Origin of the sequence: Ruegeria denitrificans (assembly GCF_001458295.1) — a bacterium.
GTDB classification, from domain to species: Bacteria; Pseudomonadota; Alphaproteobacteria; order Rhodobacterales; family Rhodobacteraceae; genus Ruegeria; species Ruegeria denitrificans.
In genome coordinates, this window is the sequence record NZ_CYUD01000002.1 from 380,192 (window position 1) to 395,647 (window position 15,456).

Below are 15,456 nucleotides of genomic sequence, written 5' to 3' on the forward strand. Positions count from 1 at the left end.
AATTCCCTGACCGGAACCGCGACATGTGCACCCAACGGCTCAATTTTAAAATTGTGTCCGCCCTGCCCCTCGACACGCTATTTCGGCGCGCTAAGCTGCAGCCCATCACCTGAACAGAAAGGAAGCCACAATGGGGCTGACATATCTTCACACCATGATCCGCGTGAAGGATCTGGAGAAGTCGATGGCTTTTTTTGAGTTGCTGGGCCTGAAGGAAACCCGCCGCTACGACAGTGACTCTGGGCGGTTTTCACTGATCTTTATGGCACCTCCGGGGCAAGAGGATCGTCCGATCGAATTGACCCACAATTGGGATGGAGACGACGCGCTTCCTAGCGACAGTCGGCATTTCGGGCATTTGGCCTATGGCGTCGACAATATTTATGAGGTCTGCCACCACTTGCAGGACAATGGTGTGGTGATCAACCGCCCGCCCCGCGATGGTCGGATGGCGTTTGTGCGCTCGCCCGACAATATCTCGGTCGAGCTGCTACAAAACGGCAACGCGCTGGAACCCGTCGAGCCTTGGGCCAGCATGGAAAGCACCGGGCACTGGTGATCCGCTGGCTGACAGCACTGGGACTGGCCGGACTGGCCAGTCCGCTTCGGGCCGAAACTTGTCGTCTGGCCCTAGCGTTGGCTATGGATATATCAAGCTCGGTGGATGCAAATGAGGATGCCCTGCAGCGGCAGGGCCTGGCGGCCGCCCTGATCGCACCCGAGGTGACCAAAGCATTCTTTTCCTCTCCCATGCCGGTGGCATTGGCTGTGTACGAGTGGGGCAGCCGTTCAACCCAGCGCATGATCCTGGACTGGACCATGATCAACACGCATGCTGATTTGCTAACGGCGGCAGAGATCGTTCAGCAATCGGTTCGATCTGACGAAAATTCGGCTACGGCAATGGGGCAAGCTTTGGCTTTTGGCGCGACCCTGATGCAGCGAGCACCACCTTGTCTGTTTCAGATCATCGACCTGTCCGGGGATGGTGCAAATAACGACGGTTTTCAGCCTGCATCCGCTTATCGCCACTTTCCGTTCGAGGGAATTGTGGTCAATGGCCTGGTCATCAATGCCGCCGATTTCGAGGGTGAGCTGCTTCTGATTCCCTATTTCGAAAACAACGTTCTGCACGGGCCCGGCGCTTTTCTAGAAGTCGCGCAGGGGTTCGAGGATTTCGAACGCGCCATGCGACGAAAGTTAGAACGCGAACTTACAGGGCTGCAAATCGGCTCTCTGCAGGACCCGTCCATCAAATGATAAGGCTTCTGTCGATTATCCTCACCTTGGCTTCCGGTTCGGCCGCGGCAGAGTGTCGGCAGGCTTTGGCGCTGGGACTGGATGTTTCCGGGTCCGTAGACAGCCGCGAGTACCGGTTGCAACTGGACGGGTTGGCTGCGGCGTTGCAACGACCCGAAGTGGTGCAGATAATCCTTTCGGACACTTCGGCGCCAATGCGCCTGGCTATCTTCGAGTGGAGCGAGCCCGGCCATCAACGCCTGTTGCTGGATTGGACCGCCATACGATCAGTCAGCGATCTTAGAAAAATCGCCGCTCTGTTGAACAGAACCAAACGCAGTGCAGCCCCGCGAGGCACGGCTGTTGGCTCAGCGATGCTATTCGGGGCCGACCTGCTGTCTGATCATACAGAGTGTTGGAAACGTACACTCGACCTTTCCGGAGATGGCAAACACAATCTCGGCACCCACCCGCGCGAGGCTAAGACCGCGCTGCTACCTACAGCTATCACCATCAATGGGCTTGTTATCGGCGCGGATGATCCCAGCCATGGCGATAAACGCTATGTGCAGGTTGGAGAGCTATCTGCTTATTACAATGCCTGGGTCATTCTGGGGCCAGACGCCTTTGTCGAGGTCGCCCTGGGGTTTGACGCTTACGAGGACGCCATGACCCGAAAGCTGATACGAGAGTTGGAAGGGCTGATCTTGTCAGACGCTGGCCCGTTCGTCCTCCCCTGATCAGTAGATATACCGGATCTGGTCCGTCCAGTACCGCTCAACCCGGCGCAGAGAGGTTGTGATGTCGTCAATCCCCTCAAGCCCAAGCACGCCTCGGGTTTGCAGCCCTTCGGCATGGCGCGAGAACAGCTCGGACACGATATCCCGAATCTCGCGGCCGCGCGGCGTCAGCCGAACCCGGACCGAACGCCTGTCGATCTCACACCGCTGGTGGTGCATATAGCCCATTTCAACCAGCTTCTTGAGGTTGTAGCTGACATTGCTGCCCTGATAATAACCACGGCTTTTCAACTCGCCCGCCGTCACTTCATGATCGCCGATATTGAACAGCAACAGGGCCTGAACGGCGTTGATCTCAAGCACCCCCACCCGCTCGAACTCATCCTTGATGACGTCCAGCAACAGCCGGTGCAGCCGCTCGACCAAGGCGAGCGCCTCAAGATAACTGGTCATGAAACCCTTGGTTTCCGGCGCGGAGACCTGCATTTCCATACTCATCCGATCCTCCGATTCAGTCGCGCTGTTTCAGGCAGAATGAATCGAAAATCCCAAGAATCGGTTAAGCCGGATTTTCTTTATTTTTGAAAGGTCTGTGCGATATCAGCAATCAGACTTGCGAAACCCTCGGGCGGTTGAACCTGCCCCGCTACCCATTGATACAGGTCCTGATCGTTTTCGTGCAGCAACGCGTCGAACTGATCCAGACTAGTTGTATCCATCGCTTCCAGATTGCGTTCAGCATAGGTCGACAGGATCAAATCCATCTCTTTGATCCCGCGACGCATCGACCGCATCTGCATGCGCTTGATCCTGACGTCCCGTGTTTCGGTCACGTGCCCTGCTCCGACATCAAACGCAGTTTTTTCTCAAGCCGCGCGGCCCGTTCAGCACTGGCGCGCATCTCGCCCCGGATCGCGCGCAGCTCGGCCACCGCATCCGCCAGCTCGATATTGGCTTCGCCGTCTTCGACGGGTGCGTCCATACCTTCGCCCTCGCCGGTCAGCAACCACATGATCGAAACGTTGATCATTCCCGCCATCATCGACAAACGGTTGGCGCGCGGTTCAGAGAGATCATTTTCCCACGCCGCAATAGTCGCCTTTTTGACACCCAGCCGCCGCGCCAGCTGAGTCTGGGTCATACCCGCTGCTTCGCGCGCGCCCGCCAGCCGATCCCCGAATGTCGCTGCCTCTGGGCTGTACCAGTCTTTTTCGTCGTCCATCGGGGTCTCCAATTCTATTTTTCATACGGCTTGATCGTCATTCGGGCGCACCCTATGACAGACAGGTTGAACATACAAACCGAGGCCCCAATGAGTTTCCTGTCTGCGACACTGTCACGCGTAAAACCATCACCAACCATCGCGATGACGGCCAAAGCGGCCGACCTGAAAGCCGCCGGACGGGACGTGATCGGCCTGAGTGCGGGTGAACCCGATTTTGACACGCCGCAAAACATCAAGGACGCGGCCGTCGCGGCCATCGCCGCCGGCAAGACCAAATACACCGCGCCCGATGGCATTCCAGAGCTGAAACAGGCCGCCTGCGCCAAGATGAAGCGCGATCACGGGCTGGATTACACGCCCGCGCAGATCTCGGTCGGGACCGGAGGCAAGCAGACGCTGTATAACGCGCTTATGGCAACAATGAATGACGGGGATGAGGTGGTCATCCCCGCTCCCTACTGGGTCAGTTACCCGGATATGGTTCTGCTGGCCGGTGGGACACCAGTTGTTGTCGAGACGACGTTGGAGAACAACTTCAAACTGACCGCCGAACAGCTTGAGGCAGCGATCACGCCAAAGACCAAGTGGTTCATCTTCAACTCACCCTCGAACCCAACCGGTGCAGGATACAGCCGTGCGGAACTGAAGGCGTTGACCGATGTGCTGATGCGCCACCCGCACGTCTGGATCATGTCCGACGACATGTACGAACATCTGGCCTACGACGGGTTCGAATTCTGCACCCCGGCCGAGGTCGAACCGAGGCTGTATGACCGCACGCTCACGTGCAACGGCGTATCCAAAGCCTATGCCATGACCGGATGGCGGATTGGCTATGCGGCAGGGCCGGTCGAGATCATCGCCGCGATGCGCAAGATACAATCGCAATCGACCTCGAACCCCTGCTCGGTCAGCCAATGGGCGGCGGTCGAGGCGCTGAATGGAACGCAGGCATTTCTGGCCCCCAACAACGAGACGTTCAAACGTCGCCGCAATCTGGTGGTCGACATGCTGAACCAGATCGACGGCATCACCTGCCCCACGCCCGAAGGCGCGTTCTATGTCTATCCGTCCATTGCGGGCCTGATCGGCAAGACCACTTCGGCGGGTACCAAGATCGACTCGGATGAGGTTTTCGCCACCGCCCTGCTGGAAGAGGCCGACGTGGCCGTTGTGTTCGGCGCGGCCTTTGGCCTGTCGCCGAATTTCCGTGTCAGCTACGCGACCTCGGACGAGGCTCTGACCGAAGCCTGCACCCGCATCCAGCGCTTTTGCGCGTCCCTGACCTGATCCGGAGGCCCTGATGACCGCAGAACTGCCCGAATATTACTTTCGTGTCCGTGAGAATGGCGCGACGGTTTTTCGGATCGACACCGAAAACCGCCAACGGCGGATCGAGATGGATCAGATCGCGGTCATCAACATCCGCAATGGCGAGGTGAAGCCACAGGGTCAGCGCACGCTAACTACTGAAGATCAGGCGGAAATCGCGCGTTGGATGGACGCGCGCAAAGCGCTGTTGGCGCAACGGGATATCGACGATATTCATCGCGCGGTCGACCACCTGAACCTGACCACGCAATGGGCGCAGTCCAAGGCGACGGATGAACAGCTTGAGGATGTCACCGACCGGTTGCTGCTGGCGATGCATGATCTGCGCACTGTACTGGTGCGCAAAAAAGCGGATCGTCTAAGTAATGGCTAATTGCGGTTATTCTGCAGGCACCCCAACGGTTTGGACTGAACGCGTCCAGAATCGCGCCATCAGCAGGACAGCCGCACAGGCGAGCCCCAGCACAAGGCCCAGCCAGATGCCGATACCCTCCATCCCCTGTATAAAGCCAAAGTAGTACGACGCCGGAATCCCAACCACCCAATAGCTGAGCCCGGCCATTACCATTGGGACCTTGGCATCCTGCAATCCGCGCAACAGGCCCAGGGCAATCACCTGCGCCCCGTCGACCAACTGGAACAGAGCGGCCATTGCCAGCAGGCCGGTTCCGATGGCCAGTATCTGAGGACGCTGCGGATCGGCGGGTTCCACGAATATGGAAATCAGTGGCTCGGCGCAGGTCACGAACAAGATAATCGTCAGAACAGATACCAGCAGAGACATCACGGTCACCGCCCTCGCGCCTTTTTCCAGATGCGGGCGATCTTTGCGCCCCAGCGCGTTACCGGCCCGGATCGTGGCCGCGTTGGACAGCCCCAGATGCACCATGAACGTGGCCGAGGCGAGGTTCAGCGCAATCCCATGCGCCGCCAGCGGCACCGGCCCGATCCACCCCATCATGAAGGCGGACATGGCGAACAGCGATACTTCGGCAAGCAATGTAAACCCTATGGGAATGCCTAGACGCAGCACGCTGTACAGCATCTCCCAATCCGGGCGCCAGAACCGTTGGAACAGGTTGTGTTCGGGCAATACGCGCACGGCGTAGATCACGACCGCGATCAATGACACCATCTGCGTCACGACCGAGGCAATCGCCGCCCCCATCACACCCAGTTCGGGTGCGCCCCAATTGCCGAAGATCAGCGCATAGTTGGTCAGCGCGTTGACGACCGCAGCCGTCACGGTGATCCACAATACGATCTGTGTCCGCTCCAACGCCGCCAGATAGGATTTCAGCACCATGACCACCAACGCCGGGAACAGACCCCATCCCGCGACGCGCAAATATTGCGATGCGGTTTCAGCCACTTGCGGATCTTGCCCTGCGGCAATCAAAATCGGGTGGGACCACCACAGCAAAGGCATGACAAGCACCGCATACAGCAAGGACAGCCACACCCCCATACGGGTCGAGCGGCGAATGCTGGTCTCATCCTCTTCGGCGGCCGCAGTCGCCACCATGGGCATCACCGCCAGACCAAAACCGCCGCCAAACAGGAACAGCACGAAATAAAAGCTGCTGGCCAGCGTCACGGCGGCCAACGCCTCGATCCCATACCAGCCGAGCATGATCGTGTCGGTCAAACCAATGGCAAACTGCGCCAGATGGCCGCCAACCAGCGGCAGGCCTAGCACTGCAATAGCCCGGAAGTGGGCGCGATATGTCATTACCTTGTTCATTTCATCAGCCTTATGCCCGCCCAGAGGCCGGTACAAGAGGGGATCATTGAAATTTCAAGGTGAGACTAATGACGCCGGCAACTCGCCGCTTGGTTCATCGTGCGTCAGGATGCAGGGAATTACCCAGAATATGTTCCGACTGATGAATAACGTGATGCGCCTGCCCAACGATCAAAGGATCAGGCTGGCCTACGATATCGTGATCCTTGTCCGGGTATTCCAGCGTCGACAGAAAGTGGCGCATACAGTTCAGACGCGCACGTTTCTTGTCGTTCGACTTAACGATGGTCCAAGGCGCGTCTGCGGTGTCGGTATAGAAGAACATCGCCTCTTTGGCCTCAGTGTAATCGTCCCACTTGTCGAGGCTCGCCTTGTCGATGGGCGACAGCTTCCACTGTTTCAGCGGGTCGGTTTCCCGGCTTTTGAAACGGCGCTGCTGTTCCGGCTGCGTGACCGAGAACCAATACTTGTACATCTGAATGCCTGAGCGCACCAACATCCGTTCCAACTCGGGCGTCTGCCGCATGAATTCCAGATACTCGTTGGGCGAACAAAACCCCATAACCCGCTCAACGCCCGCACGGTTGTACCAAGAGCGGTCGTAGAACACCATTTCACCAACTGTCGGCAACTCTTGAATGTAGCGCTGATAATACCACTGACCCTTCTCTTCCCAGGTCGGCTTGTTCAAGGCGACAACGCGGGCTTGCCGGGGGTTCAGATGTTCCATGAACCGCTTGATCGTACCGCCCTTACCCGCCGCATCGCGCCCTTCGAACAGCAGAACAAAACGCTGCCCTGTCTCTTGTGCCCAAAGCTGCACTTTAAGCAATTCGGCCTGCAACCGCGCTTTCTGCGCTTCGTACTTGCCGCGCGCCATCTTGCGGTCATAGGGGTATTTGCCGCTTTCGAAGGCTTGCCGGATACGCTCGGGGCTGGGTTGCGATGGCTCAGAATTGGGTGTTGGGACAATTTTAACAGAACGTTGATTTTGTTCAATTTGTGCCGCAGCTTCCATTCAATTTTTCCTTTTTCACTATCTGCGGATACGTCTAGCAAAAGGCGCGGATTTTCGCTTTGATACGGGTCAAGTTTTTGACCCGCACCGTAGGAAATTTACCACTAACGATGTTCAACACGCTTCGGCAGATATCTAGCTATGTCCCCAATCCGCCGGGTTATCCGAGTTGTTGGGCGACAGGCCCAGAACATCGCCTGTGGTCGAGCATCCAAGTCCAAGAACCGTTCTATTCGCATATGAGAAATATGCGCAGACCTGATTGATCTCGAGAATCTCGCCATCGTCCCACCCGGCATCCTGCAGGGCGCGAACATCAGCCTGAACCATTTCCGCAGGCGCTTCGGTCAGCTTGCGCGCATAACACATGGCAGCGATCTGGGCGTTGTCCAGCGGTGCGGCTTTCGGTGTGCTGGCCTCAATCGCGGCGCGGATGGCATCGCCCCGATCTGTGTCCCCCAGCAACCGTTGCAACCCGCTAAAGTGATGCTCGACACAATAGCTGCATTGGTTCAGGGAACTAACCCAAACCCCCAGCACCTCAAGAAACCATTTCGGGACTTTATTGGCCGAGTGATGCAGGACGTTCTTGTAAAGTGCCATATGGCCTTCCATCGAATGGGGTCGCAAAGAATGCGCCATCATGATGTTGTCCACGTTGTTATCCGGCCCGGTGACACGCTCGTACAGTTTCCTCAGCTTGCCCGTCGCTTCGTCAAAGGGAACAGTCTTAATCCAGCTCATAGGGTCCTTGTCCTTTTGTCCTATCGTGTCGTCACATAACCAATTTCGCCTTTGTGTCTTTTTGATACGAAACTGGATCACCCCACCATGTCAGGCTAAGTTGTCACAGCGCAAGTAAAGGAGCTTCTTATGGAAATGGCGGAGAAAACTGTTACCGAGTTCTATGCCAACCACCCAATTTCCGCGCCGCATATACTAACAAAGCTGACAGGCATACGCGGATCGCTGAAGGATGTAACTCCGCAAGAGCTCTACCCCTATGATCAGGATCACTATGACGGTTTGAATGCCAACGCCCGGCTGGCGGACAAGGCCCGGATGAAATCCGGCGACCGTGTTCTGGATGTGTGTGCCGGGCTTTGCGGGCCAGCGCGGTGGTACGCCACAGAACGCGACGTTGACGTCACCGGCCTTGATATCAGCCCCAACCGCGTTGACGGCGCTAAGGAACTGAACGCCCTTGTCGGACTGCAGGATCAGGTTCACCCGATTCTGGGCAGCGCGATGGACATGCCGTTTGACAGTGCGCAATTCGATGCCGCCGTCAGTCAGGAATCTTTTCTGCATATCCCCGACAAGATCAAAGCCCTATCCGAAGTGTTCCGCGTTCTACGCCCCGGCAGCCGATTTGCTTTTACGGACTGGGTAATGCACACGCCCCTGCCCGCCGATGAGATGGAGCTGTACCACCAACGTTTTGCCTGCCAGTCCCTGCTGAGCATCCCCGAATACGAAACCCAGCTGGAAAAAGCGGGGTTTATGGTTGTCTCGGCGGGCGATGTAACGGCCTCCTGGGGTGAAATTCTGGCGCGTCGGCTCAGCATGTATCAAACACTGGATGCCGAGGCCGAGCGCGCCGGCAATCCATCCAAGGGCGATACGTTCCTAAAAATGTACGCGCAATTTGTCAGCGACGTGAAGCAAAGGCGGATCGGCGGGGTACGCTTGACGGCAGAAAAACCGGAATAACTTCGGCTTCGTGCATGGGGGTCACCCACCAAGATTGCAACCAAACATCCACAACACCTCGCGCCCCTCTTCCCCCCGACCACATCACCTGCCATAATGGGCCTAACCCAAAAACAAGAGCAGCCCCGATGCCCGACGATCTGTTGACGCCCAGTGCGACCACCACCTACGACGCCTCTTCGATTGAGGTCCTGGAAGGTCTGGAACCGGTCCGAAAACGCCCCGGTATGTATATCGGAGGCACTGATGAGCGTGCACTGCACCATATGGTGGCCGAAATCCTCGACAACTCGATGGACGAGGCAGTGGCAGGTCATGCCAACCGGATCGAGGTCGAATTGCACGCAGACTACGCCCTGACCGTGCGCGACAATGGGCGCGGTATTCCGATCGACCCGCACCCCAAATTCCCCGACAAATCGGCGTTGGAGGTGATCCTTTGCACCCTGCACGCGGGCGGTAAATTTTCGGGTAAGGCGTACCAGACCTCGGGCGGTCTGCACGGTGTGGGGGCGTCGGTAGTCAATGCGCTGTCGGATTCGATGGTCGTGCAAGTGGCGAGGGACAAGACGCTGTTTGAACAGCGTTTCTCGCGCGGTATCCCGTTGGGCCCGGTGGAAAAGGTCGGCGCAGCCCCCAACCGGCGCGGCACCACAGTGACTTTCCACGCCGATGTCGAGATCTTCGGCCATCACAAATTCAAACCGGCACGACTGTTCAAATCCATCCGTTCGAAGGCCTACCTGTTCTCGGGCGTTGAAATCCGTTGGAAATCCGCCATCGACGACGGGGAAACCCCGACCGAGGCGACTTTCCACTTCCCCGGTGGCCTGTCCGATTACCTGAAGGAAACGATGAACGGCTCGTCCACCTATGCCGAGCAGCCATTTGCCGGAACCGTGGATTTTAACGAGAAGTTCGGCACCCCCGGCAAGGTCGAATGGGCCATCAACTGGACGCCGTCGCGCGACGGGTTCATCCAGTCCTATTGTAACACCGTCCCCACGCCTGAAGGTGGCACCCATGTGGCGGGATTCTGGGCTGCGGTTCTGAAAGGAATCAAAGCTTATGGAGAGTTGATCAACAACAAAAAGGCTGCGCAGATCACTCGTGACGACCTGATCACCGGTGGCTGCGCCCTAGTATCGTGTTTCATCAGCGAACCCGAATTCGTCGGTCAGACCAAAGACCGTCTGGCCACGGTCGAGGCGCAGCGACTGGTCGAAAATTCGGTCCGCGACCATTTTGACAACTGGCTGGCCGCGGACACGAAATCCGCCGGCGCCATTCTGGACTTCCTCATCCTGCGGTCTGAGGAACGCCTGCGCCGACGGGCCGAGAAGGAAACACAACGCAAGTCCGCCACTAAGAAACTTCGTCTTCCCGGCAAGCTGGTGGACTGCTCTAGTTCAACACGCGACGGCACGGAATTATTCATCGTCGAGGGTGACTCGGCCGGTGGCTCCGCCAAGATGGGCCGCAACCGCAAAACACAGGCCCTGCTGCCCCTGCGCGGCAAGATCCTAAACGTGCTGGGCGCGGCCAGTTCCAAGCTGGGCACCAATGCCGAGATCAACGACCTGACACAGGCATTGGGTGTGGGCCTAGGCACCAAATTCAACGTTGACGACCTGCGTTACGACAAGATCATCATCATGACCGACGCGGATGTGGACGGGGCGCATATCGCCGCGCTGCTGATGACGTTCTTCTTCACCCAGATGCGCCCGATGATCGACGCGGGCCACCTGTACCTGGCCTGCCCGCCGCTCTACCGACTGACCCAAGGTGCCAAACGCGTCTATTGCCTGGACGAAGCCGAACGCGACAAGTGGCTAGAGAAAGGTCTGGGCGGCAAGGGCAAAATCGACGTCTCGCGCTTCAAGGGTCTGGGCGAGATGGACGCCAAGGACTTGAAAGAGACCACGATGGACCCTGCGTCCCGCAAACTGATCCGCGTCACCATTGATGAGGACGAACCCGGCGAGACAGGCGATCTGGTCGAGCGCCTGATGGGTAAAAAACCCGAACTGCGCTTCCAGTACATTCAAGAGAACGCGCGTTTTGTTGAAGAACTGGACGTTTAAGACGGCTGAACGCAAAAAGTTCATCGAGACAGCGATATTGTAGTTCTTCAATCAGCGCAGAGGTCAAATGTTCCGATCACGTAAGGCAAGGCTTCGCTGGTCAGCAGGTATTCTTGTTCTTGCGGGTGTGATTGTGATGTTCGTGGAACGCAGCCGTGAACCAGCCACTGTCGAAGACATCGTCGAATCTTTTCTGCAGAGTCATAATATTCCCGGGGCCGTTCTGGCTTATGGCCCTTTGGGTGCAGATCCCAAGATTGTACCTTTCGGCGTGTCTGACCCGATACTGAACACGCCCATGACGCCGGACCAGCCGTTTCGCCTGGCCTCTCTCACCAAACCCATTGCTGCCCGAGCTTTGATCGAGGCCGAGAAACGCGGCCAGATCGATCTGAACCGGCTAATAGCCGAACTTGCCGAGTTGCCCCCACCCCATGATCCGCAAGCTGCACAGATAACGGCGCGGCAGCTTTTGGCGCATACCGGCGGGTTCGACAAAGATATCACTTTCGATCCGATCTTTGCGCCCGAACGGCTTGGCCTGGATTGGTCGGCCAGCTGCGCCGAAGTGGCCCAAACCGTTTGGCAAACCATGCCGTTGGATCACGCGCCGGGCACCAGGACCGCGTACTCGAATGTCGGCTTCTGTCTTCTGACCGACCTGCTGACCAGTGCCCTTGGATCGGACATCGAAGACGGCCTGCAACAGGTCGCCGACGTTTATCTCGAGGGGCCTGCCGGGGCGAATTGGTTATACGGCAGCGACGGCTGGACCCGCGTTCTGCTTTCTGACGAGGTTCAGAACTGGATTTTGGGGCTCGGCATCGCCGGAGGGGCAATTGGCACAGCCGAGGCAATCTGGACTTTCGCCTCGACCCCGCAACCTGTTTTCGAGACGACGGCCCTAGAGGACGACAAAAGTGATTTCTACGCGTCGGGCTGGCATGTGTGGCCGGAAGAAAACGGCCAGCACCTGACCCACTGGGGCGGCGTCCGGGGCTTGTTTACAGCTGTCTTCCAGTTTTCGGACGGAGAGACCGTCGCCATCCTGTTCAACGCCTCTCCTGCTGAGCCCAGTGAGGCGTTTACGTCGCTGCATAACGCATTGTATAGAATTAATAAATTGAATAGGTGAGGTCAGGATTGACCACGTTGAAGATCATGCACCTAATGAACAATAAGTCCGAACTGCGGTTTCAATACATTCAAGAGAACGCGCGGTTTGTGGAGGAGTTGGATGTTTGAATGAAACAAAACGTCTCTACTATTACACGGGACCAAACTTTGCTCTAGAAATCGTTGCAAGGCGTCAATTGAAGTTATCATTCCCCAACGAAGTGAATGATATATTCGAGATGACGCCGTTTGATTTCGGTAACAATCGAGACATACGAAAAGCATGGCGTGATACCATCGATCAGTTTTCGCAGGGCCATGGTTTTATCTCACTTAGCAGTGAGTGGAATCACCCAACGATGTGGGGTCATTACGCTAGCAATCACTTAGGTGTTTGCTTCGGATTTGATGTTTTGGGCGGTGTTGTTCCAATTGATTATGTCGATAGTTTTGTCAATTTCGACCGGCGGGCTCTTGAAAACGATGCCGAGCTGAAAACTTTGCTGGATTTTTCTCAAAAGACAAAAAGCAAACATTGGCAATATGAAAATGAGTGGAGAGGCTACGTCGAGTTGACGTGCCATCAGAAGAAATTGAAGGCTCGAGGAGCAAATTTGTTCTTCGAGTCATTTAACGATGGGCTAAGGCTTAGAGAAATTATCATCGGTGCGAGATCGCATTTAACTGCCTCTCAATTCCAAAAAGCACTGAATGGCTATGATGGCGTTGAAATAAGCACCGCTAGAGCGTCATTTCGCGACTTTAAAATCGTTAAACAAAGATCCCAAAAACTACAGAAATAGCAAACGAAGAATGCTATTTGCATTCATCATTTGAAATGTTTGAAAAAATTTAGGTGTATTTCTCATAAACGAAATCGACCAAACATCATGTCCAGACCGTAGGCTGGCGCAGAACCCGCCCGCCCAAAGGGGCGGGTTGGGCGTGTGCGTGATGCCTTGCACAATGCATTGGGTGGATGGTGCAGGATCTCCCCACAAGCGTCCCACAAACACACCCCTTGCCTAACCCGTTGATCTCGTTCACACTTACTCTCAAACCGTCATTCAAGAACGACATTTGAGGTTCCGAGCGTCCAAGACCCAATTTGACGAACAGATTTTCGAACGGGAGGACGACATGAAAACACTAACCCTTGGGCTGGCCTTTGCGCTGCTGGCCAGCCAAGCGAGTGCGCAGCAGACCTTGAGCACAGCATCCCCCATTCCGGACGGGGCCGAGACGCGGTTCTGTTATTATAACGGCATGGCCTATTCGCAGGACGCTTTTGTTCTGCTGGTCGGCGACAACACGGTCACTCAGACGGTCAGCACGATTCAGGAGCGCCTGCTGCGCTGTCACCGCGAAAGCGATGGTACCCTGAAATGGAAACCGCAGAGTACGTTCTCGACCAATAACTGAACCCATAAGTTGGGCGCGCTAGCCCACCTTCCCGTCCAGCCAGTCCGCGATCTGCGCGGCGGGCCGTTCCCAGCCGGGCTCCATAAACAGGAAATGCGCGTGGTTCTCGACGGGCAAAAAGGTGGCGCGGTCTCCGTACAGCTTGGCCAAGGCGCGGCATGTGTTGGGGTTCACGGCTCGATCCTCGGTGCCTGAGACGACCAGCACCGGGCAGTCGACCTTGTCGATATCAACCTTCATCGCGTGGTGATCGTCGAACATCCAGAAAAACATCTCAAACATCACCCGCCCGCTTTCAGCGCCCAAACGGTCGAACACTGCGTGCTGCTGCGCCTCGGGCATTTTGTTCAGCGCGAAGGGGGCCATCAGGTCGAACTCGACCCGCATGGGCTGTTTCCAGAACGCCCCGCCCTCCATCAACGCACGGGGGATGGCGCGTTCATCGTCGGTTTCAGGCAAGGTGCCCCACGGTGCGTTCGGGTTGATCAGGACGATGGCGCTGGCCAACCCGCGTGAGGCCACCTGCTGCGCCACCACGCCGGCGATGGCGTGCCCCAGCAGAACCGGCTTACTGTCCAACCCCTGCACGAAGTCTGCGATATCGTTGACATAGTCCATCACGCTGGTGTCCGTCAGGCGCGGATCGGGTTCGACCTTGGGGTCCCCACCGTGATAGCGCAGCGCGGGGGTGTGAACCGTCCAGCCCTTAGCGCGGAACAACTCTGCGTAATCCTCCATGCACCACGGCCCGGCAAAGGCCCCGTGGATCAGAACAATCTCTTTGGTCACGAAAACGTCTCCCTTATCTCTGATCACTATGAGAGATCATAGGCACCATCAGCAAGGTTGCGTATCAGACGGCAAGACCGATCAGCGCGACACCAAAGGCCATAAGAACCGCAGCACCAAGCCGCCGCATCCAGTTGCCCTCCTTCAGGAAAACAAACCCGATGAGTGCGGCGAAAATGACCGAGGTTTCCCGCAGGGCTGATACCGCGCCCAGCGGTGCGAAGTTCTTAGCATAGAGCACCAGACCATACGCTGTCATCGAAACAAGCCCGCCCAGAATACCGATCACCCACACTTTGGCAGGAAGTTCAGCCAGAGATTTCCTTCGCCGGATACCGACAAAACCGGCGATAAACAGATGCAGAAACGCACCCCAGGCCCAGTAACTTAGGGTATTGCCGGACAAGCGCACGCCGATACCGTCTACAACCGAATATATCGAGATGCAGAAACCCGTGCCCAGTGCAAATCCAAGGGCCCAACGCCCTACACCCGACCGCAATGCCTTCCAACTGCTGAGCTGGATACCAACTGCAATCAGTGCAATCCCAACCCAGGCTTGCAGCGGAAGCACCTCGCCCACTAACAGCATGGCCCAAAGCGATACAAGCGCAGGGACGATGCCGCGGGCAATCGGGTATACGACGCTTAGATCTCCGTGCTGATAGGCTTTGCCAAGCATGAAATAATAGCCGAAATGCACCACGGTTGAGATCAGAATATATGTAAAGCTTTCGGCACTTGGCAGGGGCAGCAACACGATCATGACCGTTGCCGGAATAACGTGCCCCAAGGCCACCAGACCCAAAGTGGTTGTCCGATCAGCTGCGGTTTTGACAATTGCATTCCAAACCGCGTGCAACACCGCCGCCGTCAAAATGATGGCAATGACAAACAGGGTCACATCCGAACCTTTCGTAGGGGAAAAACCGGTCCGAATAACGGACCGGCTACGTTATTCTAACAGAGTGCAGCCGATCACAACGCGTTATTGAAGAGTGCGGTCAGGTTTTGTTCGTTGAGTTCGATGG

At 56.8% G+C, this 15,456-nt stretch carries 18 protein-coding genes; 10 read left to right on the forward strand and 8 right to left on the reverse strand.

What is annotated here, in order from left to right:
• Positions 1-130: 130 nt before the first annotated feature.
• Genes RUE5091_RS04690 through RUE5091_RS04700 form a run of 3 tightly spaced genes read left to right on the forward strand, consistent with a single transcriptional unit; the run spans position 131 to position 1,979 of the window.
• Positions 131-559 (forward strand): VOC family protein, encoded by a 429-nt coding sequence (locus tag RUE5091_RS04690; RefSeq protein WP_058280712.1) that lies wholly within the window; start codon positions 131-133, stop codon positions 557-559.
• Entirely contained in the window at positions 556-1,260 is a 705-nt protein-coding gene (locus RUE5091_RS04695; protein WP_058280713.1) for a DUF1194 domain-containing protein, read from the forward strand. Before RUE5091_RS04690 ends, RUE5091_RS04695 begins: the two co-directional genes overlap by 4 nt.
• Positions 1,257-1,979 carry a DUF1194 domain-containing protein gene (locus RUE5091_RS04700; protein WP_058280714.1) on the forward strand — a complete coding sequence of 241 codons (723 nt, stop codon included), beginning with the start codon at positions 1,257-1,259 and terminating at the stop codon, positions 1,977-1,979. The genes RUE5091_RS04695 and RUE5091_RS04700 overlap by 4 nt, the downstream gene beginning before the upstream one ends.
• Here RUE5091_RS04700 and RUE5091_RS04705 read toward each other — a convergent pair whose 3' ends face one another.
• From RUE5091_RS04705 to RUE5091_RS04715, 3 genes are all read right to left on the reverse strand, one after another.
• A complete protein-coding gene (locus RUE5091_RS04705; protein WP_370731918.1) occupies positions 1,980-2,477 on the reverse strand; it encodes a MarR family winged helix-turn-helix transcriptional regulator in 498 nt (165 codons plus the stop codon). It abuts the gene before it with no gap.
• A 77-nt stretch (positions 2,478-2,554) separates the two neighbouring features.
• A complete protein-coding gene (locus RUE5091_RS04710) occupies positions 2,555-2,812 on the reverse strand; it encodes a succinate dehydrogenase assembly factor 2 (RefSeq protein WP_058280715.1) in 258 nt (85 codons plus the stop codon).
• A complete protein-coding gene (locus RUE5091_RS04715) occupies positions 2,809-3,201 on the reverse strand; it encodes a helix-turn-helix domain-containing protein (protein WP_058280716.1) in 393 nt (130 codons plus the stop codon). The genes RUE5091_RS04710 and RUE5091_RS04715 overlap by 4 nt, the downstream gene beginning before the upstream one ends.
• Before the next feature lie 90 nt (positions 3,202-3,291).
• Here RUE5091_RS04715 and RUE5091_RS04720 point away from each other — a divergent pair, with 90 nt between their 5' ends.
• Positions 3,292-4,494, forward strand: coding sequence for a pyridoxal phosphate-dependent aminotransferase (locus RUE5091_RS04720; RefSeq protein WP_058280769.1), 1,203 nt, complete (start codon positions 3,292-3,294; stop codon positions 4,492-4,494).
• Positions 4,495-4,507: 13 nt separating this feature from the next.
• Complete coding sequence (locus RUE5091_RS04725; protein ID WP_058280717.1) at positions 4,508-4,909, forward strand: hypothetical protein; 402 nt, start codon at positions 4,508-4,510, stop codon at positions 4,907-4,909.
• Positions 4,910-4,915: 6 nt separating this feature from the next.
• Here the strand turns inward: RUE5091_RS04725 and RUE5091_RS04730 are convergent, their stop codons facing one another.
• From RUE5091_RS04730 to RUE5091_RS04740, 3 genes are all read right to left on the reverse strand, one after another.
• Positions 4,916-6,268: an MATE family efflux transporter gene (locus RUE5091_RS04730; protein WP_243470712.1), complete on the reverse strand. Its 1,353-nt coding sequence runs from the start codon at positions 6,266-6,268 to the stop codon at positions 4,916-4,918.
• A gap of 106 nt (positions 6,269-6,374) precedes the next feature.
• The gene (ppk2, locus tag RUE5091_RS04735; RefSeq protein ID WP_058280718.1) at positions 6,375-7,298 is read right to left on the reverse strand and encodes a polyphosphate kinase 2; all 924 of its coding nucleotides are present in this window, start codon (positions 7,296-7,298) and stop codon (positions 6,375-6,377) included.
• 135 nt (positions 7,299-7,433) lie between these two features.
• Positions 7,434-8,042: a peroxidase-related enzyme gene (locus tag RUE5091_RS04740; protein ID WP_058280719.1), complete on the reverse strand. Its 609-nt coding sequence runs from the start codon at positions 8,040-8,042 to the stop codon at positions 7,434-7,436.
• A gap of 135 nt (positions 8,043-8,177) precedes the next feature.
• Between RUE5091_RS04740 and RUE5091_RS04745 the strand changes: the two genes are divergently transcribed.
• From RUE5091_RS04745 to RUE5091_RS04760, 5 genes are all read left to right on the forward strand, one after another.
• On the forward strand, positions 8,178-9,011 hold the full coding sequence (locus tag RUE5091_RS04745; RefSeq protein ID WP_165590751.1) for a class I SAM-dependent methyltransferase: 834 nt from the start codon (positions 8,178-8,180) through the stop codon (positions 9,009-9,011).
• A gap of 128 nt (positions 9,012-9,139) precedes the next feature.
• Positions 9,140-11,098: a DNA topoisomerase IV subunit B gene (gene parE / locus RUE5091_RS04750; protein ID WP_058280721.1), complete on the forward strand. Its 1,959-nt coding sequence runs from the start codon at positions 9,140-9,142 to the stop codon at positions 11,096-11,098.
• A gap of 67 nt (positions 11,099-11,165) precedes the next feature.
• The gene (locus RUE5091_RS04755; RefSeq protein ID WP_058280722.1) at positions 11,166-12,233 is read left to right on the forward strand and encodes a serine hydrolase domain-containing protein; all 1,068 of its coding nucleotides are present in this window, start codon (positions 11,166-11,168) and stop codon (positions 12,231-12,233) included.
• Between the two features lie 106 nt (positions 12,234-12,339).
• Positions 12,340-13,017: a DUF2971 domain-containing protein gene (locus tag RUE5091_RS23045; protein WP_131726272.1), complete on the forward strand. Its 678-nt coding sequence runs from the start codon at positions 12,340-12,342 to the stop codon at positions 13,015-13,017.
• A gap of 337 nt (positions 13,018-13,354) precedes the next feature.
• Positions 13,355-13,636 carry a hypothetical protein gene (locus RUE5091_RS04760; protein ID WP_058280723.1) on the forward strand — a complete coding sequence of 94 codons (282 nt, stop codon included), beginning with the start codon at positions 13,355-13,357 and terminating at the stop codon, positions 13,634-13,636.
• Between the two features lie 18 nt (positions 13,637-13,654).
• Here the strand turns inward: RUE5091_RS04760 and RUE5091_RS04765 are convergent, their stop codons facing one another.
• Entirely contained in the window at positions 13,655-14,425 is a 771-nt protein-coding gene (locus RUE5091_RS04765) for an alpha/beta hydrolase (RefSeq protein ID WP_058280724.1), read from the reverse strand.
• A 64-nt stretch (positions 14,426-14,489) separates the two neighbouring features.
• Positions 14,490-15,329 (reverse strand): EamA family transporter, encoded by an 840-nt coding sequence (locus RUE5091_RS04770; RefSeq protein ID WP_058280725.1) that lies wholly within the window; start codon positions 15,327-15,329, stop codon positions 14,490-14,492.
• Positions 15,330-15,456 lie beyond the last annotated feature (127 nt).